Annotated in this window: 19 protein-coding genes; 10 read left to right on the top strand and 9 right to left on the bottom strand. The window is 40.0% G+C overall.

The genetic code is table 11. The features are described from left to right. Positions 1-159: 159 nt before the first annotated feature. From AAHJ11_RS17140 to AAHJ11_RS17130, 3 genes are read right to left on the bottom strand one after another with little or no spacing between them, the layout of a single operon-like run. Entirely contained in the window at positions 160-2,109 is a 1,950-nt protein-coding gene (locus tag AAHJ11_RS17140) for a glycoside hydrolase family 97 protein (protein ID WP_148365258.1), read from the bottom strand. 22 nt (positions 2,110-2,131) lie between these two features. After that, the gene (locus tag AAHJ11_RS17135; RefSeq protein ID WP_259021517.1) at positions 2,132-5,425 is read right to left on the bottom strand and encodes a DUF5107 domain-containing protein; all 3,294 of its coding nucleotides are present in this window, start codon (positions 5,423-5,425) and stop codon (positions 2,132-2,134) included. Positions 5,426-5,432: 7 nt separating this feature from the next. Further along, entirely contained in the window at positions 5,433-6,809 is a 1,377-nt protein-coding gene (locus AAHJ11_RS17130) for a sugar porter family MFS transporter (protein ID WP_413579903.1), read from the bottom strand. A gap of 302 nt (positions 6,810-7,111) precedes the next feature. On the opposite strand from AAHJ11_RS17130, the gene AAHJ11_RS17125 reads away from it, so the two are divergent. Continuing rightward, positions 7,112-7,999, top strand: coding sequence for an AraC family transcriptional regulator (locus AAHJ11_RS17125; RefSeq protein WP_148365261.1), 888 nt, complete (start codon positions 7,112-7,114; stop codon positions 7,997-7,999). A 164-nt stretch (positions 8,000-8,163) separates the two neighbouring features. Here AAHJ11_RS17125 and dnaE read toward each other — a convergent pair whose 3' ends face one another. Then, complete coding sequence (gene dnaE, locus AAHJ11_RS17120) at positions 8,164-11,970, bottom strand: DNA polymerase III subunit alpha (protein ID WP_148365262.1); 3,807 nt, start codon at positions 11,968-11,970, stop codon at positions 8,164-8,166. Positions 11,971-12,131: 161 nt separating this feature from the next. Between dnaE and AAHJ11_RS17115 the strand changes: the two genes are divergently transcribed. The 3 genes from AAHJ11_RS17115 to AAHJ11_RS17105 all read left to right on the top strand — a co-directional run bounded on the left by AAHJ11_RS17115 (position 12,132) and on the right by AAHJ11_RS17105 (position 13,894). Next, positions 12,132-12,818 carry a phosphatidylserine decarboxylase family protein gene (locus AAHJ11_RS17115; protein ID WP_004299219.1) on the top strand — a complete coding sequence of 229 codons (687 nt, stop codon included), beginning with the start codon at positions 12,132-12,134 and terminating at the stop codon, positions 12,816-12,818. Between the two features lie 10 nt (positions 12,819-12,828). Next, positions 12,829-13,536: a CDP-diacylglycerol--serine O-phosphatidyltransferase gene (pssA, locus tag AAHJ11_RS17110; RefSeq protein ID WP_413579902.1), complete on the top strand. Its 708-nt coding sequence runs from the start codon at positions 12,829-12,831 to the stop codon at positions 13,534-13,536. 67 nt (positions 13,537-13,603) lie between these two features. Beyond that, positions 13,604-13,894 carry a DUF4834 family protein gene (locus AAHJ11_RS17105; RefSeq protein WP_148365264.1) on the top strand — a complete coding sequence of 97 codons (291 nt, stop codon included), beginning with the start codon at positions 13,604-13,606 and terminating at the stop codon, positions 13,892-13,894. A gap of 14 nt (positions 13,895-13,908) precedes the next feature. On the opposite strand, the gene AAHJ11_RS17100 is transcribed toward AAHJ11_RS17105, so the two are convergent. Then, on the bottom strand, positions 13,909-14,346 hold the full coding sequence (locus tag AAHJ11_RS17100) for a nucleoside deaminase (protein ID WP_413579901.1): 438 nt from the start codon (positions 14,344-14,346) through the stop codon (positions 13,909-13,911). Positions 14,347-14,383: 37 nt separating this feature from the next. After that, entirely contained in the window at positions 14,384-14,617 is a 234-nt protein-coding gene (locus AAHJ11_RS17095; RefSeq protein ID WP_004299215.1) for a hypothetical protein, read from the bottom strand. A gap of 67 nt (positions 14,618-14,684) precedes the next feature. Between AAHJ11_RS17095 and AAHJ11_RS17090 the strand changes: the two genes are divergently transcribed. The 4 genes from AAHJ11_RS17090 (at position 14,685) to AAHJ11_RS17075 (ending at position 17,566) form a co-directional block, all read left to right on the top strand. Continuing rightward, positions 14,685-15,050 carry a YraN family protein gene (locus AAHJ11_RS17090; RefSeq protein WP_148365266.1) on the top strand — a complete coding sequence of 122 codons (366 nt, stop codon included), beginning with the start codon at positions 14,685-14,687 and terminating at the stop codon, positions 15,048-15,050. A 46-nt stretch (positions 15,051-15,096) separates the two neighbouring features. Then, complete coding sequence (locus AAHJ11_RS17085) at positions 15,097-15,453, top strand: MmcQ/YjbR family DNA-binding protein (protein ID WP_148365267.1); 357 nt, start codon at positions 15,097-15,099, stop codon at positions 15,451-15,453. Beyond that, positions 15,437-16,192: a biotin--[acetyl-CoA-carboxylase] ligase gene (locus tag AAHJ11_RS17080; RefSeq protein ID WP_217721279.1), complete on the top strand. Its 756-nt coding sequence runs from the start codon at positions 15,437-15,439 to the stop codon at positions 16,190-16,192. The genes AAHJ11_RS17085 and AAHJ11_RS17080 overlap by 17 nt, the downstream gene beginning before the upstream one ends. Positions 16,193-16,258: 66 nt before the next feature. Then, complete coding sequence (locus tag AAHJ11_RS17075) at positions 16,259-17,566, top strand: zinc-dependent metalloproteinase lipoprotein (protein WP_234132402.1); 1,308 nt, start codon at positions 16,259-16,261, stop codon at positions 17,564-17,566. 28 nt (positions 17,567-17,594) lie between these two features. On the opposite strand, the gene AAHJ11_RS17070 is transcribed toward AAHJ11_RS17075, so the two are convergent. After that, on the bottom strand, positions 17,595-18,278 hold the full coding sequence (locus AAHJ11_RS17070) for a tetratricopeptide repeat protein (protein ID WP_148365270.1): 684 nt from the start codon (positions 18,276-18,278) through the stop codon (positions 17,595-17,597). 112 nt (positions 18,279-18,390) lie between these two features. Between AAHJ11_RS17070 and AAHJ11_RS17065 the strand changes: the two genes are divergently transcribed. Together AAHJ11_RS17065 and pyrH are read left to right on the top strand one after the other, a co-directional pair. Next, positions 18,391-19,719: an MATE family efflux transporter gene (locus AAHJ11_RS17065; protein ID WP_413579898.1), complete on the top strand. Its 1,329-nt coding sequence runs from the start codon at positions 18,391-18,393 to the stop codon at positions 19,717-19,719. A 54-nt stretch (positions 19,720-19,773) separates the two neighbouring features. Then, positions 19,774-20,484, top strand: coding sequence for a UMP kinase (gene pyrH / locus AAHJ11_RS17060; RefSeq protein ID WP_004306551.1), 711 nt, complete (start codon positions 19,774-19,776; stop codon positions 20,482-20,484). A gap of 105 nt (positions 20,485-20,589) precedes the next feature. On the opposite strand, the gene AAHJ11_RS17055 is transcribed toward pyrH, so the two are convergent. After that, the gene (locus AAHJ11_RS17055; protein WP_234133642.1) at positions 20,590-22,143 is read right to left on the bottom strand and encodes a hypothetical protein; all 1,554 of its coding nucleotides are present in this window, start codon (positions 22,141-22,143) and stop codon (positions 20,590-20,592) included. Positions 22,144-22,153: 10 nt separating this feature from the next. Continuing rightward, the gene (locus tag AAHJ11_RS17050) at positions 22,154-23,566 is read right to left on the bottom strand and encodes an agarase (RefSeq protein ID WP_320975114.1); all 1,413 of its coding nucleotides are present in this window, start codon (positions 23,564-23,566) and stop codon (positions 22,154-22,156) included. Between the last annotated feature and the right edge of the window lies 1 nt (position 23,567).

The raw sequence follows: 23,567 nt of genomic DNA, 5'->3' as shown, positions 1-23,567 counted from the left end.
TATTACGGACTTAATTACAACTAACAATTCTTAAGAATATTGCAAAATAAGCGAATAATTTTAGAGACTCAAATAGACTATTTATCTAAAAAGATAGACTATTTTACTGCAAACATACAATCTCACGTACTACTGTTTTATATTGATGCTGATTTGATACTAAAAAATCTTGGCAACCCAACCTCCACCTGAAGCTAAAGATATATTCATAACTTCTCCACCTTCAACCTCTATAAATTCATGTTTATAATCAATAGCACGAATATCAGCATTAATGCCATCTTTAAAAATCTCCATCTTATACTTCTTCCCTTTAGGCAAAAAGCTTAAATCCAGTTTCATCTTTCTTGGACTCCAATCTGTAATAGCAGCTACATACCATGAATCTCCACTTCTACGAGCCATAGTCACGTAATCACCTATTCTACTGTCAAGTGGCACGATTTCATCCCACTCAACAGGGATATTTACCAAAAACTCCGTACATTCGGCCTCTTTATAATAGTCAGATTGAGGATCTGGCAACATCTGCATAGGACTTTCAGCAATAACGGCCATTGCCATGAAATGTGCCCTTGTACCTTGCCCCATCGGTGTGTCATGGTTAAAACGAAATGTTTTTTTGGTAGCATTATTCAATGTTCCGGGGATGTAATCCATAGGACCGGCCACATTACGAATAAAAGGAAGCATGCAACGATTATCCGGATTATCTTTATAAGTTCCGCCGTTCTGCTCAAATTCCACCAAAGCCTCTCTTGTCAAAACATTGGGATAGGCTCTTCTTAATCCATCAGGACGATATGCGCCATGGAAATCAAGTACCATCTTATACTCAGCCGCTCTTTTTGCAGCTTTCCAGTAGAAATTAGATGCCTCTTGATCAGAACGGTTGATAAAATCAATCTTTAATCCTTTAATGCCCCATTCGGAAAATTTAGCCAACGCAGCTTCCATTTGGCTATCAAACAGATCGTAAGTGACCCAAAGCATCACATCCACTCCTTTTGAAGTAGCATAATCTACCACCTCCTTCATATTAAGACCGTCAATCGTCCGTGTCAAATCCTCTTTATATGTCCAACCATCATCAAATAAGAAATAACGAACGCCAAAATGGGAAGCGAAATCTATCATATATTTAGCAGTCTCTGTGTTAATGCCAGCCTTAAAGTCGACATTATATAATCCTCGTCGTGCCCACCAGTCAAAAGTTACCCATCCCGGCTTTATCCAAGAAGGAGTCTCAATCTGACATTTAGGTGCCAACTGATAAACCAACTGATTATTCAGCAAATCCCTATCTTCCGAAGCTATAGCAAACACACGCCAAGGAAAAGTTCTCTTTCCGGACGTCTTAGCTATGTAATTCTCACAAGTAAGAATTTGTCTTCTGTTCTTCGAATTACCTTTAACATTATAGGTCTTAGGATAATTCCAGAAATGAGCTCTCAAATCCCTATTCCCTTTTTCTAACCATAAACAAGGATAATCCTGCAAATCAGACTCTAATAAAAGCACATTCACTCCCGATGGAGTTTTTACTAAAGCCGGATAATTACCTGTTACTCCTTGCTCTATATCTTGAATTTTCTGTTCTACATAAGGTGCCTCATAGTCACTATTCATATTAGCGTCTTTCTGAAAAAACAAAGTGGAAGAAGGATCAAAAGCAAAGTCTGCAGCTTCATCAAAAATTGTAAGCTCCCCTTTACAATTGGTAGAGATGCGATAAGCTACTCCATTATCATATAAACGAATTTCCAGCTTTGTCTTGTCAGCAAACAGTAATGAAATCTCATTATATCGATCAACTATCCGAGAGTTTTTCTCCTTTATTTCCGGCACAATTATTTGATCAACAGCATTTTTCTTTATTGAATGTACTTTTGCATTTAGCTTAGGCAACATACCTTGATCTGTATCCAAGTAAATATCACGAACTGTAAACAGGACATTTTCTTTGTGCAGTACCTGCATAGAAACATTCTTTTCAGCCGTCACGGCAACATGCAATACTTTATTTGGCGAGGAAAGATTAACCTCTTTAGCTCCTGCAAACAAAGGATACAGAAGCAATAAAAGCAGATTGATTTTTAGTTTATTCATATTTTTCAGACATAAGAAGTTATTACTTATTTATCATATTACTATGTATCTGTACACCTTGATGGTTATTATCCAAGTGGGATGCAATATCAAAATAGCTTTTTGCCTTCTCCATATTACCAAGCCCCAAATGTCCAAGTCCCATCAGGTAGTTGCAATGAACGCGATTTTTCTTATTCATATCATCTTCCCAAATTTGTAAATCAGGAAGAGATACTGCAAAATAGTCCATTTTGAAGCGATCAAATAAGTGTTTTTCACCAAAATCAATCAACCGATTAAAACGACTACGAGCATTCTCTTCATCCCCCATTTTCAAGAAGGCTAACCCCTGATAAAATATTTTATCAGGTTTCTGATCATTATAATACATTGCAGCTACAGGCAGGCTATCTCCCCGACTAGCTTTCACAAATAAGCGTTGTGCTTCTGCATCCCGTCCCATCGCTTGCATAATACAACCCTTATAATAATTGAAATCATTTTCTTGAGCTCCTTGCAACTTACCCTCTCCCAAGTTATGAGGATAGACAAAGCATTCATCTATCAACTTCAATGCTTTTTCATATTCCTTCAAATTCAAATATTTTTTCACCAATTCTACACGAGACAATTGATATTGAGCGGGGACTTTCCCTTCGCCACCTTCCCAAGGATGAAAATGGCGGTTATCAATCAGGTGGATAGCTTCTTCATAACGCCCTAACTGATTTAACAATGTCACATACTCCAAATAAAGATCGTCACGCGAGAACGTAACCTCTTTATATGCATCAAGTAAAGACAGTCGCTCTTCATGCGGACGGTTAAGACACTTATATAATTGATCCAGTTCCATCAACACACGAGCATCCTTTACATCCAACCCAAAAGCCTTCTCCAATAAAGCAACCGCCTCTTGTTTTCGATCTAATTTATTAAAATATGCCAAAGAAAGATTACGGAATACAATTGGAAAGGTAGTATCCTGTTCGACAGAGGTCTCCCAAGCAGCTACAGCTTCTGCATATTGTCTCTTGTCATACCACAAATTACCCAAATAATACAAAGCTTTAGGAGCCTTCTTTATAAGTCCGATGACGGTTTGAAGAGCTAATATTGCCTCCAAAGTGTTTGGAAAACAATAATCCGGCGATTGTAATTCAGCCACTCTCGCCACAGCCGTAGCAGCTTCTGTCTCACCAAGCCGAAGCAGAAACCAAGCCTTATAGTAATATAATAGTGTCGGTTGTGATACCGAAAAATCAATTGCGGCATTCACCACTTTAAGTGCTTCTTCCCAACATCCGCATGAGGCATAATCCAAAGCAAGCTCTTCGTAATTATGGCTTTCTCTACGCATTTGTGTCATCAATAAATGCAGATTTTCTTCATCTCCAGTTATAAGGTATTTTTCAAAACTACATCCAAAGTTAAAATAATCATAAGACAGTGATTCCTCTATCAATGCCAAAGCTTTATCCACTTCTCCCAAATGACGCAAAACGATTGTTTTCAGATGCCTACCTCGTAAATTACACCAATTCCGCATTAATGATTTGTCTACTTCATAAAGCGCATTTTCCCAGTCATTCCATGTTGCTGATATCTGTGCTAAAGAATAATAACTCATATGCTGCCATGCATCATTCCAGCATGCCTTATAAAAATAGTCATATGCTTCAGCAAGCTTATCTTGATATTTAAGAGAGAGTCCCAAGTTATATAGCGGCTCTCCGTCATAAGGATTCGGATTTTTCTCTGTCAAAGTCTTTACTGCCTGACGTAGATAAGATTCAGCCTTGGCAAACTGTCCTTTACGCAATAGCCAAAGCCCCATAGCATTGTTATTTCGGACATCACTCGGATCTCTGTTCAGGGCCTCTTGATAATAATCAGTAGGCATATAAGTAGCATGGCGATACTGTTCCAGATGCAAACCGGTTAGATACAGTTGTTCTGTAGTCGAGACATCTTTCGGATCTAAAACCGCCTTAGCCGCTTCCGGTACCTCCTTAATGTCTTCTGGCTCTGGTCTCCATTTCAACAAGCACTTTCCTTTGGAATTAGAGATAGTGACACATACGTCTTTAATCTCTATAATTTCGACCTTTTCTCTTAAATCATTTTCAGGAGTAATATCTCTGATAATATCAAGGACTGTATTCCCAAATTGAGTTACAGTTATATGAAGTTCGGTTTGTGTTGACGTAGCAAATACCTTCAAAATTGCACAGTCCACTCCTATTTCAATATTCATCAATATGTCTTCAGAAGCATTTTTCACTACCCCCAATTCTCTATAAGGAATAAAATATTGGACAAATGTTTTTTCCTCATAAGGTTGCAGCCATGTAAAATCAGGTTGATTGTCTGTATACACACCGGCCATTAGCTCAATATACGGACCATCTGTATCCGTTAAATTACGATCCCATGCTTGGCCAAAGTCTCCATTACCCCATGTCCATTGTTTCTTACCTGGTGAAATATGGTGGTTTGCCACATGTAAAACTCCTGCACGTGTATCATTCTCGTATCCACCTACAAAATTATATTTTGAACGTATAGCCATATATGAAGTAGGTACAGGGATATTTTTATAACGAGAGATATCAACTCCGGAGGAATAATCCATTTTATAATAGGTTCCTGTAGCAATAGGATAACGAGAAACGTCACGTTTACCATGGTCGAAAACTGCATTAACATCTTCGGGAAACACCGACTGATAATATTCATTCACTGCGACAGCAGGATTGGCCCACCACAAGAATGTTTGAGGGAAAGGAGTCGGATTATATACTTTCCCTTGTATTTCAAGTCGGGCACATCCCGGACGTAATGTAAAACCAGCCATACCTTTTTGATGGAACATACGTTCTCTTTCATTTACCCAAACGATTGCACTACCGTCTTCTTTCTTTTCTATATGATAGTCAACCGGCAAATAAGTGCTCGGACGATGGTGTTGTGGCCAATTAAACTCAATACCTCCAGAAATCCACGGTCCGGTTAATCCCACCAAAGCCGGTTTTATGACATGATTATAATATATAAAATGACGCTGTTTCACCTTGTCATACGCCATTTGTACGCGTCCTCCCAATTCGGGCAAAATCATGACTTTAATATATTCATTTTCCAGATAGATAACATGATAACTTTGCTCCTTACAAGTATCTTCTATCTTTTCAATAACAGGATATGGATAAACGACTCCACTACTACCTTGATATACCCGCTTCTCAAGAAACATGGGATTTTTCTCAGCTTTGCCGATAGCATAGGTAGGAAGAAGAATATCCTCCTCCCAAACTTTTACTTCTTCAATCATGTTTTATCTATTTTTTTATTAATTCTTTTTCTAATTCTTCTAATGTCTTTCCTTTTGTTTCAGGCAAATTTGACCGGATAAAAAGAAAGCCCGCCAAACAAATGCCACCATACAACCAGAATATACCTGCTGCTCCTACAGATTCATTAAGAATAGGGAATGTATACGTCAAGAAGAAGCAGGCCACCCATAAAAAAAATGTTGAAAGAGCCATTGCCATTCCCCGTATTCTCACCGGAAATATTTCAGAAAGTACTACCCAAACAACAGGAGCCAATGACATGGCATAACAAGCAATAGCCAATATGACGAGCAACAACATTGGCCATCCGCTCACCCCGCAATAATAACATGTACCCAAAATAAGATAGATTGCCGCCAATCCAATTGAGCCTATAAACATTAGATTCCGGCGCCCCCACTTATCTACAGTGTAGATAGCCACAAATGTAAAAATAACATTGGTAACACCTGTCACCACAATATTCATCAAAACATCAGAGACTTGATAACCAGCCGCGGAAAATATCTCGTGCGCATAATTGAAAATAACATTAATACCACACCATTGCTGAAAGATAGCCAGGACAATACCTATTATCAGCACTTTTCGAACTGACAGATGAAAAAGTTGTCTCCAATTGCTTTGCTGTTGCTGCTCTGTAACTAGCCGAATTATCTCCGACGAGGTCTGCTTTGCATAGTCATCTCCACCAATTCGAGCTAAAATGATTTGCGCTTTATCCATCTGTTTATTAGCAGCTAGCCAACGCGGGCTTTCAGGGATCATAAATGCAAGAATAAAAAACACCCCTGCAGGCACCAACTCTCCCCAAAACATCCATCTCCAAGCCCACTCTACGCTTTCCACACTAAGAGTAGTTGAATCTGCCGCATAAAACTCTCCTATCTGCCAATTAGCAAGTTGAGCCATCAATATACCTAATACAATAGTCAATTGATTTAAAGAAACGAATTTTCCTCGAACCGGAGCTGGAGCAACTTCCGCTATATACACAGGGGATATATTGGATGCGATTCCAATGCCAAATCCACCTACAATCCGATAAAAAACAAACCAGTCGAAATCATTAACCGCTCCCGTTCCATAAGCTGACAATACAAAAAGAAATGATGCAATAATCAGCATTTTTTTACGTCCATAACGGTCACTCCAATGTCCCGAGAGTAAAGCTCCAACCAAACATCCGACCAAAGCGCTACTCATAGCCCAACCTCGAAGCACGGGCAAATCTTCCAATCCCCAAAAAGGTTCATAAAAAATCTTAGCACCACCAATCACTACCCAATCATAGCCGAATAACAGCCCACCCATAGCCGAGACCAGGCAAATCAATAACAGATAAACATTATTCTTTTTCATAATATATCAATAGAAGTTGCTGCAAAGAAAAACAATAATATCAATACAGAAAATAGAAAAAAATATATAAAGATGGACTATTTTACTACTTAGCAAAACACAGACCACAAAAATAGCATAAAGACCATAAGTCAATCAGAAGAAAAGAAGCAATCACTACTATCTACTATGTTAAAATGCAATATAACAAACTGACTATATTTATAATATATATATATTTGTATTCATTTACATTGCTAATTCTCTACATAGCTTTATATAATTAGCCATAAAACTCTAACAACACTTTCAATAATAATACTATGATTAAAAAAAAAGATGGATTTAGCGGCGAAAGAGCTGTTGTACTTCCCCAATTCATTATACATGAAATGGAAGAAAATCCCGTATCGACTCATTTACATATTACTGATATCGGCTATTACCCCAAAGCAAAGTTTCACTTTATCGAGCGGTCAGAGCCTATTTCCCAGTATGTATTTATTTATTGTTATGAAGGTAAAGGATGGTATCAACTAAATGGGAAAAGATATACTGTCAATGCCAATGAGTATTTCATCTTGCCTGCTGGAATTCCTCACTCCTATGGCTCTGCTGATGATTCACCATGGACTATCTATTGGATACACTTCAAAGGAAAGTTGGCTCCCTATTTTTCTGCGCAATGTTCACATCCCATAGAAATCAAACCAGGAATACATTCCCGAATTAATAACCGAATAGATATGTTTGAGGAGATTTTGCATACGCTAGGAATGGGATATAGCCACGAAAACCTATTATATACCTGCTCCATCTTCTATCACTATCTTGGAACATTAAGATATCTTCAGCAATATAGAGGAGCCGTTCAACAGGATTCAAACTCTACAGATATAATCATTGAAACAATACACTACATGAAAGAGAACATTGAACGAAAACTAACACTCCAAGAAATCGCCAAACATACGGGCTATTCAATTTCTCGTTTTTCTTCACTATTCAGCCAACGAACAGGATATTCCCCCCTGACTTATTTTAATATGCTCAAAATCCAACAGGCATGCTATCTGTTGGACTTCACAAACATAAAAATTAACCAAGTCTGCTACAAAATAGGCATTGACGATCCTTATTACTTCTCACGCCTATTCAATAAAATCATGGGAATGCCTCCTAAAGAATACAAAAAACTCAAAAAAGGCTAAAGCAGACAAAATTATTCTCACTATTAACCCTCCTTTTTAAATTAAAAAGGAGGGTTAATACAGAAACCGGATTTCATATTTTACTGTGCCTTAGTTTTTGCCAAATACTTTTTATATTTGCCATTTATTAAGGGACTGATATTCATCTGAGAAAATACATATAATCAATTTATATGAAATCCCAGTTCGGGACGTTCCTTTAAATATGTTATTAAATCCCGGCCTACTGAAAGCCTAACCGGACGGGAAATCAAATCAACCGACATATGAGTTACATCAGCATCATCTGTCACCTTGAAGTATAGTTCCGTATTTCCCGGATGTTCCTTTGTCAGAGTAGCAAGTTCAGTGACCAAAGCCGAGTTCAAGACAGACAGGGGAATGATAATCGTGATCTTCTGCACCAGTTCTTCTTTCACGTCGGGAAGAAGTTCCATAGAGGTGATTTTCACTTCCAGCTCATCTTGCCGCCATTGCTTGGCCTGACAGCGGGCCTTAATATACAAGAACGTTCCTTCATTAAGATATCCCTGGTAAGTCACCCAGTCATTTCCCCAGAATGGTATCTCGGTAGAACCTGAATAATCTTCGATCTTGGCGATACCATACGGATTTCCGTTCTTGCTGACTCCACGACGAACACTGGTCACAATCCCTCCCATCGTTATTTCACGACCGACAAGTGCGGCTTTATCTTCCAAATCCGCCATACGTGTATTGCAAACATGTTCTAATACGATAGAGAATTCATCCAACGGGTGAGCGGAAAGATAGATACCAACCAAATCACGTTCACGATTCAGACGGTCAAGATCACTCCAACGTTCTACCCCTTGAGGTATTTCAGGAGTTGCAACATCAATAACGTTTTCGCCGCCGAACAGGGAATTGACGGCAGCCGCCTTATCTGCCTGATAACGGTTACCATAACGCATCAATGTTTCCAGGAACACTTCCCCCTTAGAGTTTACAGCAAAATATTGTTCCCGTTTCAGTTCCGGGAAACTATCAAATCCTCCGGCTAATGCCAGACATTCCATATTTTTCTTGTTGCAGGCATTGAGGTTGACACGTTGTACAAAATCAAAGATTCCAAGGAAAGGACCATTCAGCCTGCGTTCTTCCATAATACTTTGCACGGCAGCTTCACCTACACCTTTGACAGCTCCAAGTCCAAAACGAATATCGCCATCATGGTTTACGGTAAACTTCAGGTTACTTTCATTCACATCCGGCCCCAGTGTCTGAATACCCATTGCTTTACATTCGTCCATCAGTTTCGTGATATCGGTAATGTTAGACAAACTTCGACTCATCACAGCCGCCATGTATTCAGAAGGATAATTCGCTTTCAGATAAGCTGTCTGGTAAGCTACCCACGAATAGCACGTAGCATGCGACTTGTTGAAAGCATAAGACGCAAACTTTTCCCAGTCTGTCCAAATCTTCTCAAGCACTTTCGGGTCATGTCCGTTCTTTCTTCCGCCTTCAATAAATTTAGGTTTCATGTGATCCAGCTTGTCACGCAACTTCTTACCCATCGCTTTACGAAGCGCATCAGACTCACCACGGGTAAAATCGGCCAATAAGCGCGACAAAAGCATCACCTGTTCTTGATAGACCGTAATCCCATACGTATCCTTCAAGTATTTCTCCATTACCGGAATATCATACTCAATCGGTTTGCGGCCATGTTTACGATCAATAAAATCAGGTATATAATCCATCGGTCCCGGACGATAGAGGGCATTCATGGCAATCAAATCTTCGAATGTAGAAGGCTGCAATTCACGCAAATACTTCTGCATACCGGCAGATTCAAACTGGAATGTACCAATTGTACGTCCGTCACTATATAATTTATAAGTAGCCGGATCAGAGATATCGATCGCATCAACATCCACCTCAATATTACGACTTAAACGGATATTTTCAACGGCCTCTTTAATGATAGACAAGGTTTTCAGACCGAGGAAGTCCATCTTAATCAATCCGGTATCTTCAATGACCGAACCTTCATATTGAGTGACAAGCATCTTTTCACCCGTTTCCTTATCATCAGCAGTGCTGACAGGTACCCAGTCGGTGATATCGTCACGACAGATAATCGTACCGCAGGCATGCACACCCGTACCACGTACGTTGCCTTCGAGCATTTTGGCATACTTGATCGTATCCCGCAACAGTGGATCAGATGACGCTTCTGCTGCCTGCAATTCGGGAACATAAGCAATGGCATTCGGCAAATTCAGTTTCTTGTCAGGAATCTTGTCAGGAACCAATTTACACAAACGGTCTGATTCTGACAAAGGCAACTTTTGCACACGTGCAACATCCTTGATAGCCATCTTTGTCGCCATGGTACCATACGTAATAATATGCGCCACCTTTTCCTGACCATATTTATTCGTCACCCAACGAAGCACCTCACCACGACCGTCATCATCAAAGTCCACATCGATATCAGGCAAGGAAATACGATCCGGATTCAAGAAACGCTCAAACAGCAAATCATATTGGATAGGATCTATCTTCGTAATACCCAGACAATAAGCCACCGCCGAACCGGCAGCCGAGCCACGTCCCGGACCAACCGATACACCCAGTTCCTTACGTGCGGCATTGATAAAGTCCTGTACAATCAAGAAATAACCGGGGAAACCCATTGTTTTCATGATGTACAACTCAAAATTCATTCGTTCTTCGACTTCTTCCGTCAGAGGTTCGCCATAAATTCTCTTAGCTCCGTCAAAAGCTAGTTTTGCCAGATAGTCTCCTTCAAGTTTAATACGATAGAGTTTATCATAGCCACCCAAACGTTTGATTTTCGCTTTCGCATCCTCTTCGCTCAATACCACATTGCCATGTTCATCCTGAGTAAACTCGTCGAACAAGTCTTTTTCTGTAAACTTCGCCCGATAGCCTTCCTCCGTTCCGAAATCTTCCGGAATAGCAAAAGTAGGCATGATAGGTGCATGATCGATAGAGTAATATTCTACCTTGTCAAGAATCTCCAATGTATTGCTCAATGCTTCGGGCACGTCAGCGAAGAGTTCATTCATCTCTTCGCGTGTTTTCATCCATTCCTGTTTGGTATAAAGCATACGGGTAGGATCATCCAAATCCTTACCGGTACTCAAACAGATCAAACGGTCGTGCGCTTCCGCATTCTCTTCATCTACAAAGTGAACGTCATTCGTACAAATCAGTTTGATATTGAATTTCTTAGCATACTCTATCAGATGCTTATTCACATTCACCTGTAACGGATAACACTCGTGATTGGCACGGGGGACAGTCGCTTTATGGCGTTGTAATTCCAAATAGTAGTCATCCCCAAACAAGTTCTTATACCATTGTATTGCTTCTTCGGCTTCTGCAAATTGTCCGGCAGTAATCCGTTTCGGCACCTCACCACCAAGACAGGCCGAACAGACAATAAGTCCTTCGTGATATTTCTCCAGTTCGCTACGGTCAGTACGCGGACGCATATAATAACCACGCGTCCACGCGTGCGATACTAATTTGATAAGGTTGTGATAACCTGTTTCATTCTTAGCCAATACGATCAGGTGATAACCACTCTGGTCGGGCTTGCCTTCTTTCAGGTCCATGGTGCGGCGTGCCACATACATTTCACAACCGATAATCGGTTTGAATAGTTTGTTTTCCGCTTCCACAATCTTAGCTTTGCAAGCAGCAATCTCCGCCTCCTTATCCTCGCACTCTATCGTGCCGGCCTCAATTCCTGCAATTCGCTTCTTCTGATCCTTGACTTCACCTTTCGGACCACTGTTCTTTTTATTGACGTAGTTCGTAAATTCCTTGATACCGAACATATTTCCATGATCGGTCACGGCAATACCCTTCATCCCATTCTTCATGGCTTTATCGACCAGACGAGCTACACTAGCCTGACCATCCAACAAAGAATATTGAGTATGGACATGTAAATGAACGAAATCCTGCATAATGATAAGTAGTTAATTTGAAGGCATAAAATTACTACCTCCTGGGTTATAAACAAAAATAATCCTCAAAAAGTTATCAACATTCGCATTTCTATGCTCATTTACTTGCTGAATTTTTAAATTAAGTATATTTTTGCAGACAATATCATTAAACAGCATTCATGGGCCGACTAAAGAAATTGAAAAAAATACGTATTCACCGCGAAGGAACACATATATTATGGGCTAGCTTTTTGCTATTGCTATTGATTAATGCGGCTCTTTATTGGGGAATCGATTGCAAAATACCATTTTATGTGGTAGCAGTAGCGAGTATAGCAGTCTATCTGCTGATGGTGAATTTCTTTCGATGTCCGATCCGTCTCTTCGGACAGGACACTGAAAAGATTGTCGTTGCACCTGCCGATGGAAAAATCGTCGTCATCGAAGAAGTCGATGAAAACGAATATTTCCATGACCGCCGGTTAATGATATCCATCTTCATGAGCATTGTGAATGTACATGCCAACTGGTATCCGGTGGACGGTACCATTAAAAAGGTAGCACATCATAATGGAAACTTTATGAAAGCATGGTTGCCGAAAGCCAGCACAGAAAACGAACGTTCTACGGTAGTGATCGAAACTCCGGAAGGAGTGGAAGTACTCACCCGGCAAATTGCTGGTGCAGTGGCACGCCGTATTGTCACCTACGCTGAAGTAGGAGAAGAATGTTATATTGACGAACACATGGGATTTATCAAATTCGGTTCCCGTGTGGATGTGTATTTACCCATTGGCACAGAAGTATGTGTCAGCATGGGACAATTAACGACCGGTAACCAAACGGTTATCGCCAAACTTAAATAATTCTGTCACAATGACAAACGTTATTAAAAACAGTATTCCGAATACCGTAACCTGCCTAAACCTTTTCTCCGGTTGTATTGCCTGTGTTATGGCTTTTGAAGGGAAATATGAACTGGCATTGCTTTTCATTGTCTTAAGTGCTGTTTTCGATTTTTTCGACGGATTATTAGCCCGTACGCTCAATGCTCACTCCCCTATCGGAAAAGATTTGGATTCATTGGCAGACGATGTCAGTTTTGGAGTCGCTCCCTCACTGATCGTATTCTCTCTGTTCAAAGAAATGTATGATCCGGCAAGCATGGGGTTCATCGCTTCTTACCTACCCTATTCAGCCTTCTTGATTTCCGTTTTTTCAGCATTGCGTCTGGCTAAATTCAATAATGACACGCGACAGACCAGTTCTTTTGTCGGACTTCCGGTTCCTGCCAATGCGTTGTTCTGGGCCTCTCTAGTAGCAGGGGCGCATGATTTCCTGATATCAGACAACTGCCATCCTGTCTACCTTCTTATACTTGTCTGTCTGTTTTCCGGACTACTGGTATCAGAAATACCGATGTTTTCGCTGAAATTTAAAAATCTGTCATGGAATGACAACAAAATCAGTTTTATATTCCTGATTATCTGTATTCCCCTCCTTATATTTCTGGGGATCAGCAGCTTCGCCGCCATCATTGTATGGTATATTTTACTTTCACTTTTTACAAGAAAAAGTAAATAAACAATCTCTTGGCACGTTTGTTGTACTATGAGTTTTATCGAAGTAACAACATAAAAATCATAGCCCAATGCATATACTTTTATTTATACTCATTTTTATCATCGCCATTTTTGTATTTGGCCTTTCTATTGTCGGCTTCATACTAAGAACTATTTTCGGATTAGGACGTGGTTCATCTTCATCCCGCCCGAGACAAACGGAATCGGGACATACAAACCAACAGGACTATGACCAGGGAAATCGTCGTCCGATTAATGATGAAGAGGAAATATATTCCGAGAATATTTCGGAAAAAAGACATAAAAAAATATTCACCCAGGATGATGGTGAATATGTAGATTTTGAGGAAATCAAATAAACAGGATACCGCTTCTATTTTCGTTTCGCAGCAAAGAACTCTTTCATTAATGCAGCACATTCGTCAGCCATTACTCCTTTTACAACCACAGTTTTAGGGTGTAGAGCTGAACCTGCATATTTCTGATAGCCGCGTTTTTCATCTTCGGCACCAAATACTAGCTTGCCAGTTTGTGCCCAAGCGATAGCTCCTGCACACATCACGCAAGGTTCAACTGTGACATACAAAGTACATTCGTTCAGATATTTGCCACCAAGCACATTGGCAGCAGCTGTAATAGCCTGCATCTCGGCATGAGCCGTTACATCATTCAATGTTTCTGTGAGATTATGGGAACGTGCGATAATCCGCTCCTTACAAACCACGACAGCCCCAACAGGAACTTCTCCCCGATCAGCAGCTTTGCCTGCCTCTATCAAAGCCTGTTTCATGAAGTAAACATCGTCCAGCATCCCCCTTTAATTTTCAATTATTATTTTTAATTATCGATTATCGTCTCATGTCATGTTCACCAAAAAGGGTCGGATAATCTTCTTCCATATTTTTATGGATAAACATGAGAATGGTTTCACGAAGCCAACGGGATTTGTTCGTTATCTTATATTTCTCCAGATAACGATCTACAATCAGCTGTTCTTCGTCGCTCAACAAAATGCTCATTCGTCGTTCCCTTTTGGTACATTCGACATGCATTTTCAGGCACTTTTTACTCCTTTTTCTCATATCTTCTGCAAAATTACTTTTACTTCTGTAAATACAAAGAATAAAAGCAGTAAATTTGCAAAAAAAGATGGCTAAACATAATGATTTAGGAAAAGCCGGAGAAAATGCCGCTGTAGCTTATCTTGAACAGAAAGGGTATTGCATCCGTGACCGGAACTGGAGAAAAGGACATTTCGAACTGGACATTGTAGCAGCAAAGGACAATGAACTGATTGTAGTAGAGGTGAAAACCCGCAGCAATACCCTATTTGCCGAACCGGAAGACGCTGTTGATTTACCCAAAATAAGACGTACGGTACGCGCAGCGGATACCTATATCAGATTGTTTCAGCTTGACACTCCTGTACGCTTTGATATCATTACGATAGTAGGCGATGAGATAAATTTCAAGATTGAACATATAGAGGAAGCATTTTACCCTCCTTTATTTTAAAATTCAACGCTGAAAGACACTGAATGAGTATATAATTAATAGAATTATGAATATAGAGACAGCCAGAGAATACAGCCTCAACAAAAAAGCTGTAACGGAAGATACACCTTTCGGTGATGATTTCCTAACCATCAGGGTCATGGGTAAAATGTTTTTATGTATCAATTTCAATACACCTGACAGGATTACCATGAAATGCGATCCTGAATATGCCATTGAATTGCGTGACCATTATAATGGCGTGGAAGGTGCATGGCATTTCAACAAGAAATACTGGAATCAGGTATTCTTTGACCGAGATGTGGATGATAAATTGATCAAGCAACTGATTGATCACTCTTATGACGAGGTAATCAAAAAATTCACCAAAAAGTTACGTGCAGAATATGATGCTCTCCCCTGAAATATTCCCGGTTCCATTGATTCATATCAGCGAGACTAATTCTACCAATAGTTACCTACACACTTTTTGTGCCAAAGAAAAAGTAGAAGAGTTTACGACCGTAGTCGCCAACTTCCAAACTTCAGGACGGGGACAGCGTGGAAATTCGTGGGAATCGGAGCCGTACAAAAATCTCCTTTTCAGCTTTGTGCTTTTTCCTGAGTTTTTGGAAGCACGCCGCCAGTTTCTTATTTCCCAAGTTGTATCTTTAGCTATTAAGGAAGAACTGGATACCTATACCACCGATATCTCTATCAAATGGCCGAACGATATTTATTGGAAAGAAAAGAAAATATGCGGTATATTGATAGAAAACGATCTGATGGGACGGAACATCAGTCAAAGTATAGCAGGAATCGGGATTAATATTAATCAGGAAACGTTTCACAGTTCTGCCCCTAATCCTGTTTCATTATACCAAATTACAGGAAATCAATATGATATCTTTGAGGTATTGAGGAATATTATGCTACGCATCCAATCTTATTATTGCCAACTTCAAAAGAATGACACATCATTTGTAACCCAATATGAAAAATCGCTTTTCAGAAAGGAAGGAATGCACCGTTACAAAGATGCTAGCGGTGAATTTCTTGCGCGAATCGTTTGTGTAGAACCCGAAGGCAGATTGATTTTAGAAGATGAGAAACAGACAAAAAGAGACTATATGTTTAAAGAAGTAGAATATTTATTGAAATAAATAATTGACTGACTGATTAAAACATTATCTTTGAAACCGATGTTTTATAAAAAAACTCTCTCATTTATGAAAACAAGATTAATATTCCTGCTTCCATTATTATGGGTGCTAATAGGCTGTAGTGATTCAAATTCTGATTCAGCAACTCTAGAAATTTCCCAATCTACATTTAATGATATTAGTTCGGAAGGAAGCATAATAAAAGTATCTATCACATGCAATTCTACTTGGAGGACTACCAGTAATCAAAGTTGGTGTATTCCAAACCTACAAAATGGTAGTAATGACGGAGAACTCGTTTTGACTATACATGCCAATACCACTTCCGAAGAAAGAAGTGCGACTGTTACCATTATAGCAAAAAAAACAAATAAAACTATAAAAATAACCCAATCCCCTGCTACAAACACAACCGGCGAACATTATTACAAGCTACCCGTCATATTTCATGTTCTTTATAAAGACCCTGATGACAGAAAGCAATACATAGATAAAGGTCGCCTTGCCCAAATCATTAATGCATGTAATTTGCGGTATAAAAATAAAATGTATCAAAACGCAAGCCATAATATTAGTCAGGATATGAATCTTGAATTTGTTATGGCAACAGAAAAACCGGATGGAACTACCTTAGAGGAAGCTGGTGTTGAACGAATAGAATGGGAAGCAACTCTTCCTATGTCTTGCGAACAGTTTATGGATGGAAAAGATAAAAGTCAAGCTAAGAAATATTCGGAAATGCTATGGAATCCTAAAGTATATATCAATATCTTTGTATACCCATTTAGCGAAAAAAACATTTTAGGAATTGCACATTTACCTTATTATTTATCATCGTATCCATTAGATGGCTTAAACAATGGAAATTATTTTTTAAGCCATGAGGTGGAATATCCCCATTGTGTCTCTATTAATAGTAACTATATTTATGTAAACAGTAATAATGGATACTACTACACGACCGACGTTTACAATACTCTTACACATGAATTAGGACATTATCTTGGACTACATCATGCCTTTTCTGAAGATGGAGATAATACTGATTTGTGTGAAGATACTGATTATTGTACAGATACCCCGACCTATAACATTACCCAATATACAGAGTGGATAAATGGTATAGATAATTTGGATAAGTATTCCTTCGATGAGTTGTGTACAAGAACGAACTGTGAAGGCGGTACCTTTATTTCGCACAATATCATGGACTATGCTTTTTGTTATTCAGACCAATTTACGTTCCAGCAACGTAAGCGTATCCGTCACGTATTATCTTACAGCCCTCTTATTCCCGGAGTAAAAGAATACACATCAGCAGATACCCGTTCATTGAGCTGTGACGAACAGCCACCTATACAATTTAGATATTAGTATTTGAATAGAAAAAGAGGTGAACCGCTTAGCGATTCACCTCTTTTTCTATTCTCAATATCTTATCCAATGTCTTTTGAGCTTCTGTCGATGGGAAACGTAGAACAACTTTCTGCAACGAACTACGTGCTTTCTCATATCGGGTAGTAAATAACTTCGATAATCCGTCCCGATAGCGGGCATACTGCATTTTAGTGGGAGAAGGAAGTTTCTTGTAATCCATTTCTAACTTTTTCTTCTCCTGCTCTGCCATCAAATAATAATAGTTTCCTAAAAAGATATTAGCAGCCAGATTATCCGCATCGAGTTGCAATATTTTTTCGTACATACGCAAAGCATCTTTTTCTTGTCCGCGACACACTTGCATTTCTGCACATGTTTCCAAACAATCTACATTATTTGGGTCCTTTTGCAGCAACTCTTTGTAAAACAAATAAGCTTTGTCGTAATTTCGTTTCTTTTTATAGGCGAGAGCTAATTCGGTAGCCAGTTTGGAGCTAATTTCACTATTCTTGTCCACATTCGTCCAATAATACATTTCCGTACGGTCTATATTCAGAGGAATAGTCTGCCGGAAATAGCTCACAGCCTGTCCATTCTGCCCAGCCTCAATAGCGGCAGATACTTTCTGCAACATCTCATCAACCGACTGTGCATTCAGCGCCAGCGGCAGTGAGAATAAAGATAAAAGAAAAATAGTTAAGGTCCTCATAATCCATCTGATTGCTATTTAGTTCGTGATTCACAAAGATACAACAAAAAAATAAAAAATGTACCTTTGCGGACGAAAAGAACAATCAATTTGATAAAAGTGTTTCTATAAAATGATAGATAAAAAACAATCCTCCGAAAACAGACGAATATTACGGATAGCCATACCATCGATTATATCAAATATCACCGTCCCGCTACTGGGACTTATCGATGTTACCATCGTAGGACACCTCGGTTCTCCGGCCTACATTGGAGCCATTGCTGTAGGGGGAATGTTGTTCAATATTATCTATTGGATTTTCGGATTCCTGCGTATGGGGACGAGTGGCATGACCTCACAAGCATATGGTCAGCATGATCTAAATGAAATCACCCGGTTACTGTTACGTTCCGTTGGCGTAGGATTATTTATAGCTCTTTGCCTGTTGATACTCCAATACCCTATCCTAAAATTGGCATTCACTCTGATACAAACCACACCGGAAGTCGAGCAACTAGCAACTACTTATTTCTATATCTGTATCTGGGGAGCTCCCGCCACATTAGGACTTTATGGATTCGCCGGTTGGTTTATCGGAATGCAGAATTCACGTTTTCCCATGTATATCGCTATTACTCAGAATATTGTCAATATTGTAGCCAGCCTATCCTTTGTCTACTTACTGGATATGAAAGTGGCAGGAGTGGCAACAGGAACTTTAATCGCACAATATGCAGGTTTCTTCATGGCCATATTGCTATATATGCGCTATTATAGTGCACTAAAAAAGCGAATCGTATGGAAAGAAATTATACAGAAACAAGCCATGTACCGTTTCTTCCAAGTCAACCGGGACATTTTCTTCCGTACCCTTTGCTTGGTTGCGGTCACCCTATTTTTCACCTCTGCAGGAGCCGCCCAAGGAGAAATTGTATTAGCCGTAAACACCTTACTCATGCAACTATTCACTCTGTTTTCCTACATCATGGACGGATTTGCTTATGCCGGTGAAGCATTGACCGGCCGTTATATAGGCGCCAAGAATCAAACAGCCTTACGCAACACAGTACATCACCTTTTCTATTGGGGATTGGGTCTTTCATTGATATTCACCATCCTTTATGCAATCGGCGGAAAAGAATTTCTGGGATTGCTAACCAATGACACTTCAGTAATCAACGCTTCAGACACTTATTTTTACTGGGCACTTATCATTCCGCTAGCTGGTTTTTCTGCTTTCCTGTGGGATGGAGTATTTATTGGTGCCACCGCTACCCGCCAGATGCTTTACTCCATGTTAGTCGCCTCCGCCAGCTTCTTCGGAGTATATTACGCTTTCCATCCTCTTCTAGGAAATCACGCCCTGTGGCTGGCTTTTCTCATTTATCTTTCCCTGCGAGGAGTTGTACAAACCTTTTTGGGAAGGCAAATAATGAAAAAAGTAATCGCATCCCAGTGAGGCTATCCGATAAATTATCTCTATATTTGCGGCAAACAATAAAAAGCAAAAGGTATGGCAAAGTATAAAAGAATCTTACTAAAGCTCAGTGGAGAGAGCTTGATGGGCGAAAAGCAATACGGCATTGACGAAAAAAGACTGGCAGAATATGCTCAACAAATCAAAGAAATCCACGAACAAGGGGTACAGATTGGTATCGTCATCGGAGGAGGCAACATATTCCGCGGATTAAGCGGAGCCAATAAAGGTTTTGACCGTGTGAAGGGGGACCAAATGGGAATGTTGGCTACCGTTATCAATAGCCTCGCTCTAAGTTCTGCTCTTGTAGCTACCGGTGTAAAAGCACGTGTATTGACAGCAGTACGGATGGAACCTATCGGTGAATTCTACAGTAAATGGAAGGCCATCGAATGTATGGAAAACGGTGAAGTGGTTATCATGTCTGCAGGAACGGGAAATCCTTTCTTTACTACAGATACCGGTTCTTCACTAAGAGGAATAGAAATCGAAGCAGACGTTATGCTGAAAGGTACTCGCGTAGATGGCATTTACACAGCTGATCCTGAAAAAGATCCTACCGCAACCAAATTCGATGACATTACGTATGATGAAGTATTGAAACGTGGTCTGAAAGTTATGGATTTAACTGCGACCTGTATGTGCAAAGAAAATAATCTGCCTATCGTCGTATTTGATATGGACACAGTAGGTAACTTAAAGAAAGTAATCAGCGGAGAAGAGATAGGTACGTTAGTACACAATTAATCAGAAAATAAAAAGTGCGAATTTTGCAGTATAGCTTTGATAAAAACTACTACTGCAAAATTCGCACTTTGTCTTTCTTTTCAAATACTATATCGAAACGAATACCTATTTATCAAAATACTGAATCAAATCATACGCATTAAAATTCAATTCGCGGGCAAAGAAAGATAAATAAGGAAACAACTGATAAGAATTATCATAAAGACCCTTATTGGCAGGTTTCGACGAATTATCCGTACCATCATCATCCTGATATTTAAACCAATGCCATCCGATACAATTCTTAGCTTCAAGCAATCCTAATGTAAAATGCTGATAAGCATAAGCCCTCTCATTTTGTGTAGGAACAGAATATCCGGCTCCCGACTGGTTATTCAGATCGGAATCCTCCACCCCTTTCGTATAAAACTCACTTACAAGAAACGGCTTATCCGCCCAACTTGCCCAGTCTGCAATCGCTGTTGTCAGTTCGGGACTCCAACGACTATAATAGTTGATAGAAATGACATCACAATATTTTCCGGCAGCCCTCATCACTCCCTCCATATATTTAGGAGTTCCATGCAATCGAGTCCCCAGATAAAGCAGCTTATCATCTACTTTCATCACCGCCTCCTTCACTGCTTTATAATATTTCTCTGCTACGATACCTGCAAACTCATTATTCAAGGCATCCGTCACACTTTGTGTACCCTTGGAATCCATAAAGGCTTTTGCTGCAACATAAGCCGGGTCATTCGAACTGTTAATAGCCAGGAAACGATCCAAAATCCGGGAACTGTTTGAAGAGAAGTTTATCTCATTATCCGAGAAGAAACCCAATACATTTGGATCACGCAGATAATCTGCGAAAGCACTACCTGCCAAATATGATTCACACCATTCAGCCCATCCATTATAAAACACAAAGCCTGCAGCATTATCATCACTTCCTCCGGGATAATTATAAGATTTCGCACTCTTAAACTGACTTAGAAAAGCAAAGGAAGGTGCCAAAGTCAACGGACTGCTCGGATTGGAAGCATTATGAGTCTGAATCAACGAGTACGTTCCTGTACAGAATGCACCTGTACCATGAAAACCGATCTCACTCAATTCACGTTGAGTGGTGGACAACCACTTCTCATCAGTTCCAAACCTATTATTCCAAGCTGTTTTATTACGACTGGAAGTCCCCTTACGCAAAGAAGTCGCACTACGTTCCAGATGCAGATAACCTTCCGGATCAACCAACCACCAACGCCCGTCTATCTTCTTCGTATAAAACCTGCCCGTAGCTGCTTGTTTCGGAAGCGTTGTCGAACTTCCATACTTATTCACCGACTCCTGATATGCTTTCAATGTCTTAATAGCCGGTTTATATCCATCCATATAAGCAATAATACGTGTATTCCCCGTTGTCCAACTGGATATAGGAGGATAGGCACTGGAATACTTGACACTGATAGGACGATACATATTGGTATTTAATGACGGAGCATATACCACAGAAGCTCCGGGAACGGGCAAATCTTCCGGGTATTCCGACTCCACATCTCCCTCACCCATCACTATATCAGGAGGCATAAAATTAGGGTCCTTATCATCATCATCCGTACAAGAAACCATAGGAATAGAACTTATAAACAGTAAAGCTCCCAGTATAAATATTTTTTTCATGGTATGTATTTTATTGATTGTTATTTGATTGTTGATCGAACCAGTCGGCCAAACGATAGGCATTGATATTCAATTCTTTCATAGCATCGGCCAACGGTTTATAAAGATTGTATTCATTATCTATCAGCCCCTTGTTAGAGTCCAGATTCGAAGGATCTGCCCCTTTTGCCGTCGGATCATTATCCTGATAACGGAACCAGTGCCATCCGACACAATTTCCACTTTCCAATAATCCTAAAACAAAATGCTGATAGGCATATCCACGTTCCTGTTGAGTTTGAACGGTAAAACCTGCTCCTGTCGTATTCGCCAGTCCGGAATCCATTCCTTTCGTATAAAATTCCGTAATGATGAAAGGTTTTTGAGCCCATTCTCCCCAATGCTTCATGGTCTTCTCACTCGGCGTCCACGCTCCATAGTAGTTAATTGCAACGACATCACAATACCTGCCTGCCGCTTCCACAATCTGGCGGATAAACTTCGGTTTTCCATGTAAACGACTGCCTAGATAGAGATGATTGGGATCATACTTCCGAATCGCTTCCGATACCACTTTATAATATCGTTCAGCTACCACCCCCGCAAACTCCTCCCGGTGCTCATCGGTTATTTGCTGCGAAGTAATTCCCTGTTTTTTCAACCAGGATTCCGCATACACTCTTCCCGGATCACCAGGGTTCTGTAAAGTCAGATAGCCTTCTAGATTCTTGGGTCCGAACGGAAGTTCATTATCCGAGAAATAACCAATGATGTTTTTATCCATTTTATTTGCAACCAGTTTTTGCACCATCTCATCACAATAAGTTTCGAATTCCGGGTCAAAAACGAAAATACACTGATTAGGATATCCCGTGTTACCAGGTAACTGATAAGTTCCTCCCCGTTTCTTACCATATCCGCTCATCAAGTTAAGAATGATTGAGCGGGTCAAGACCTCCTTGTGGGATGCATTGTAAGAAGCAATCGCCTCTTCGTTACTCCAAGAGCCCGCACCGGAAAAGCCCAGTGAATGAATCAACTGTGCCGTCCCTTCGATCCATTTTTCTTCCGTACCGAATTTATCCAGCATGGCTTGTTTATTGCGTTCAGAGGTACCCAAACGTACTCCAACCACCACTTTTTGTAAATGCCGATATCCATCGGGATCAATCATCCACCAACGATTTCCAATACGTTCCACTCTAAAAAATCCAGTAGCCCGGTGCCTCGGAGCATCCAAATCACTTCCATACTCATTTACATGCACTTTATCAGTAGCTTTAAAACCATCCAGTTGAGCAATGGTACGGGTATCATACTCCTTCCATGGAAGATCTTTCTGTCCTTTCACCCACGGACGGGCAGTGACCTTAAATGCGTGCCCCTGTCCATAGCCCAACTGGGACAACAGCAGTAAAAACAATATAACTATACTATTTTTCATG

Source organism: Bacteroides sp. 90-K9/2 (assembly GCF_047310725.1).
Lineage (GTDB): Bacteria > Bacteroidota > Bacteroidia > Bacteroidales > Bacteroidaceae > Bacteroides > Bacteroides vicugnae.
This window is presented reverse-complemented; position numbering and strand designations above follow the sequence as displayed.

What these genes read in the sequence shown, in the direction of transcription:
- pyrH (WP_004306551.1), top strand. Translation starts at nt 19,774, where the DNA reads ATGGCAAAGTATAAAAGAATCTTACTAAAGCTCAGTGGAGAGAGCTTG.
- AAHJ11_RS17090 (WP_148365266.1), top strand. Translation starts at nt 14,685, where the DNA reads ATGGCTAAACATAATGATTTAGGAAAAGCCGGAGAAAATGCCGCTGTA.
- pssA (WP_413579902.1), top strand. Translation starts at nt 12,829, where the DNA reads ATGACAAACGTTATTAAAAACAGTATTCCGAATACCGTAACCTGCCTA.
- AAHJ11_RS17135 (WP_259021517.1), bottom strand. Translation starts at nt 5,425, where the DNA reads ATGATTGAAGAAGTAAAAGTTTGGGAGGAGGATATTCTTCTTCCTACC.
- AAHJ11_RS17105 (WP_148365264.1), top strand. Translation starts at nt 13,604, where the DNA reads ATGCATATACTTTTATTTATACTCATTTTTATCATCGCCATTTTTGTA.
- AAHJ11_RS17065 (WP_413579898.1), top strand. Translation starts at nt 18,391, where the DNA reads ATGATAGATAAAAAACAATCCTCCGAAAACAGACGAATATTACGGATA.
- AAHJ11_RS17075 (WP_234132402.1), top strand. Translation starts at nt 16,259, where the DNA reads ATGAAAACAAGATTAATATTCCTGCTTCCATTATTATGGGTGCTAATA.
- AAHJ11_RS17125 (WP_148365261.1), top strand. Translation starts at nt 7,112, where the DNA reads ATGATTAAAAAAAAAGATGGATTTAGCGGCGAAAGAGCTGTTGTACTT.
- AAHJ11_RS17130 (WP_413579903.1), bottom strand. Translation starts at nt 6,809, where the DNA reads ATGAAAAAGAATAATGTTTATCTGTTATTGATTTGCCTGGTCTCGGCT.
- dnaE (WP_148365262.1), bottom strand. Translation starts at nt 11,970, where the DNA reads ATGCAGGATTTCGTTCATTTACATGTCCATACTCAATATTCTTTGTTG.
- AAHJ11_RS17050 (WP_320975114.1), bottom strand. Translation starts at nt 23,566, where the DNA reads ATGAAAAATAGTATAGTTATATTGTTTTTACTGCTGTTGTCCCAGTTG.
- AAHJ11_RS17115 (WP_004299219.1), top strand. Translation starts at nt 12,132, where the DNA reads ATGGGCCGACTAAAGAAATTGAAAAAAATACGTATTCACCGCGAAGGA.
- AAHJ11_RS17140 (WP_148365258.1), bottom strand. Translation starts at nt 2,109, where the DNA reads ATGAATAAACTAAAAATCAATCTGCTTTTATTGCTTCTGTATCCTTTG.
- AAHJ11_RS17055 (WP_234133642.1), bottom strand. Translation starts at nt 22,143, where the DNA reads ATGAAAAAAATATTTATACTGGGAGCTTTACTGTTTATAAGTTCTATT.
- AAHJ11_RS17100 (WP_413579901.1), bottom strand. Translation starts at nt 14,346, where the DNA reads ATGCTGGACGATGTTTACTTCATGAAACAGGCTTTGATAGAGGCAGGC.
- AAHJ11_RS17095 (WP_004299215.1), bottom strand. Translation starts at nt 14,617, where the DNA reads ATGAGAAAAAGGAGTAAAAAGTGCCTGAAAATGCATGTCGAATGTACC.
- AAHJ11_RS17080 (WP_217721279.1), top strand. Translation starts at nt 15,437, where the DNA reads ATGATGCTCTCCCCTGAAATATTCCCGGTTCCATTGATTCATATCAGC.
- AAHJ11_RS17070 (WP_148365270.1), bottom strand. Translation starts at nt 18,278, where the DNA reads ATGAGGACCTTAACTATTTTTCTTTTATCTTTATTCTCACTGCCGCTG.
- AAHJ11_RS17085 (WP_148365267.1), top strand. Translation starts at nt 15,097, where the DNA reads ATGAATATAGAGACAGCCAGAGAATACAGCCTCAACAAAAAAGCTGTA.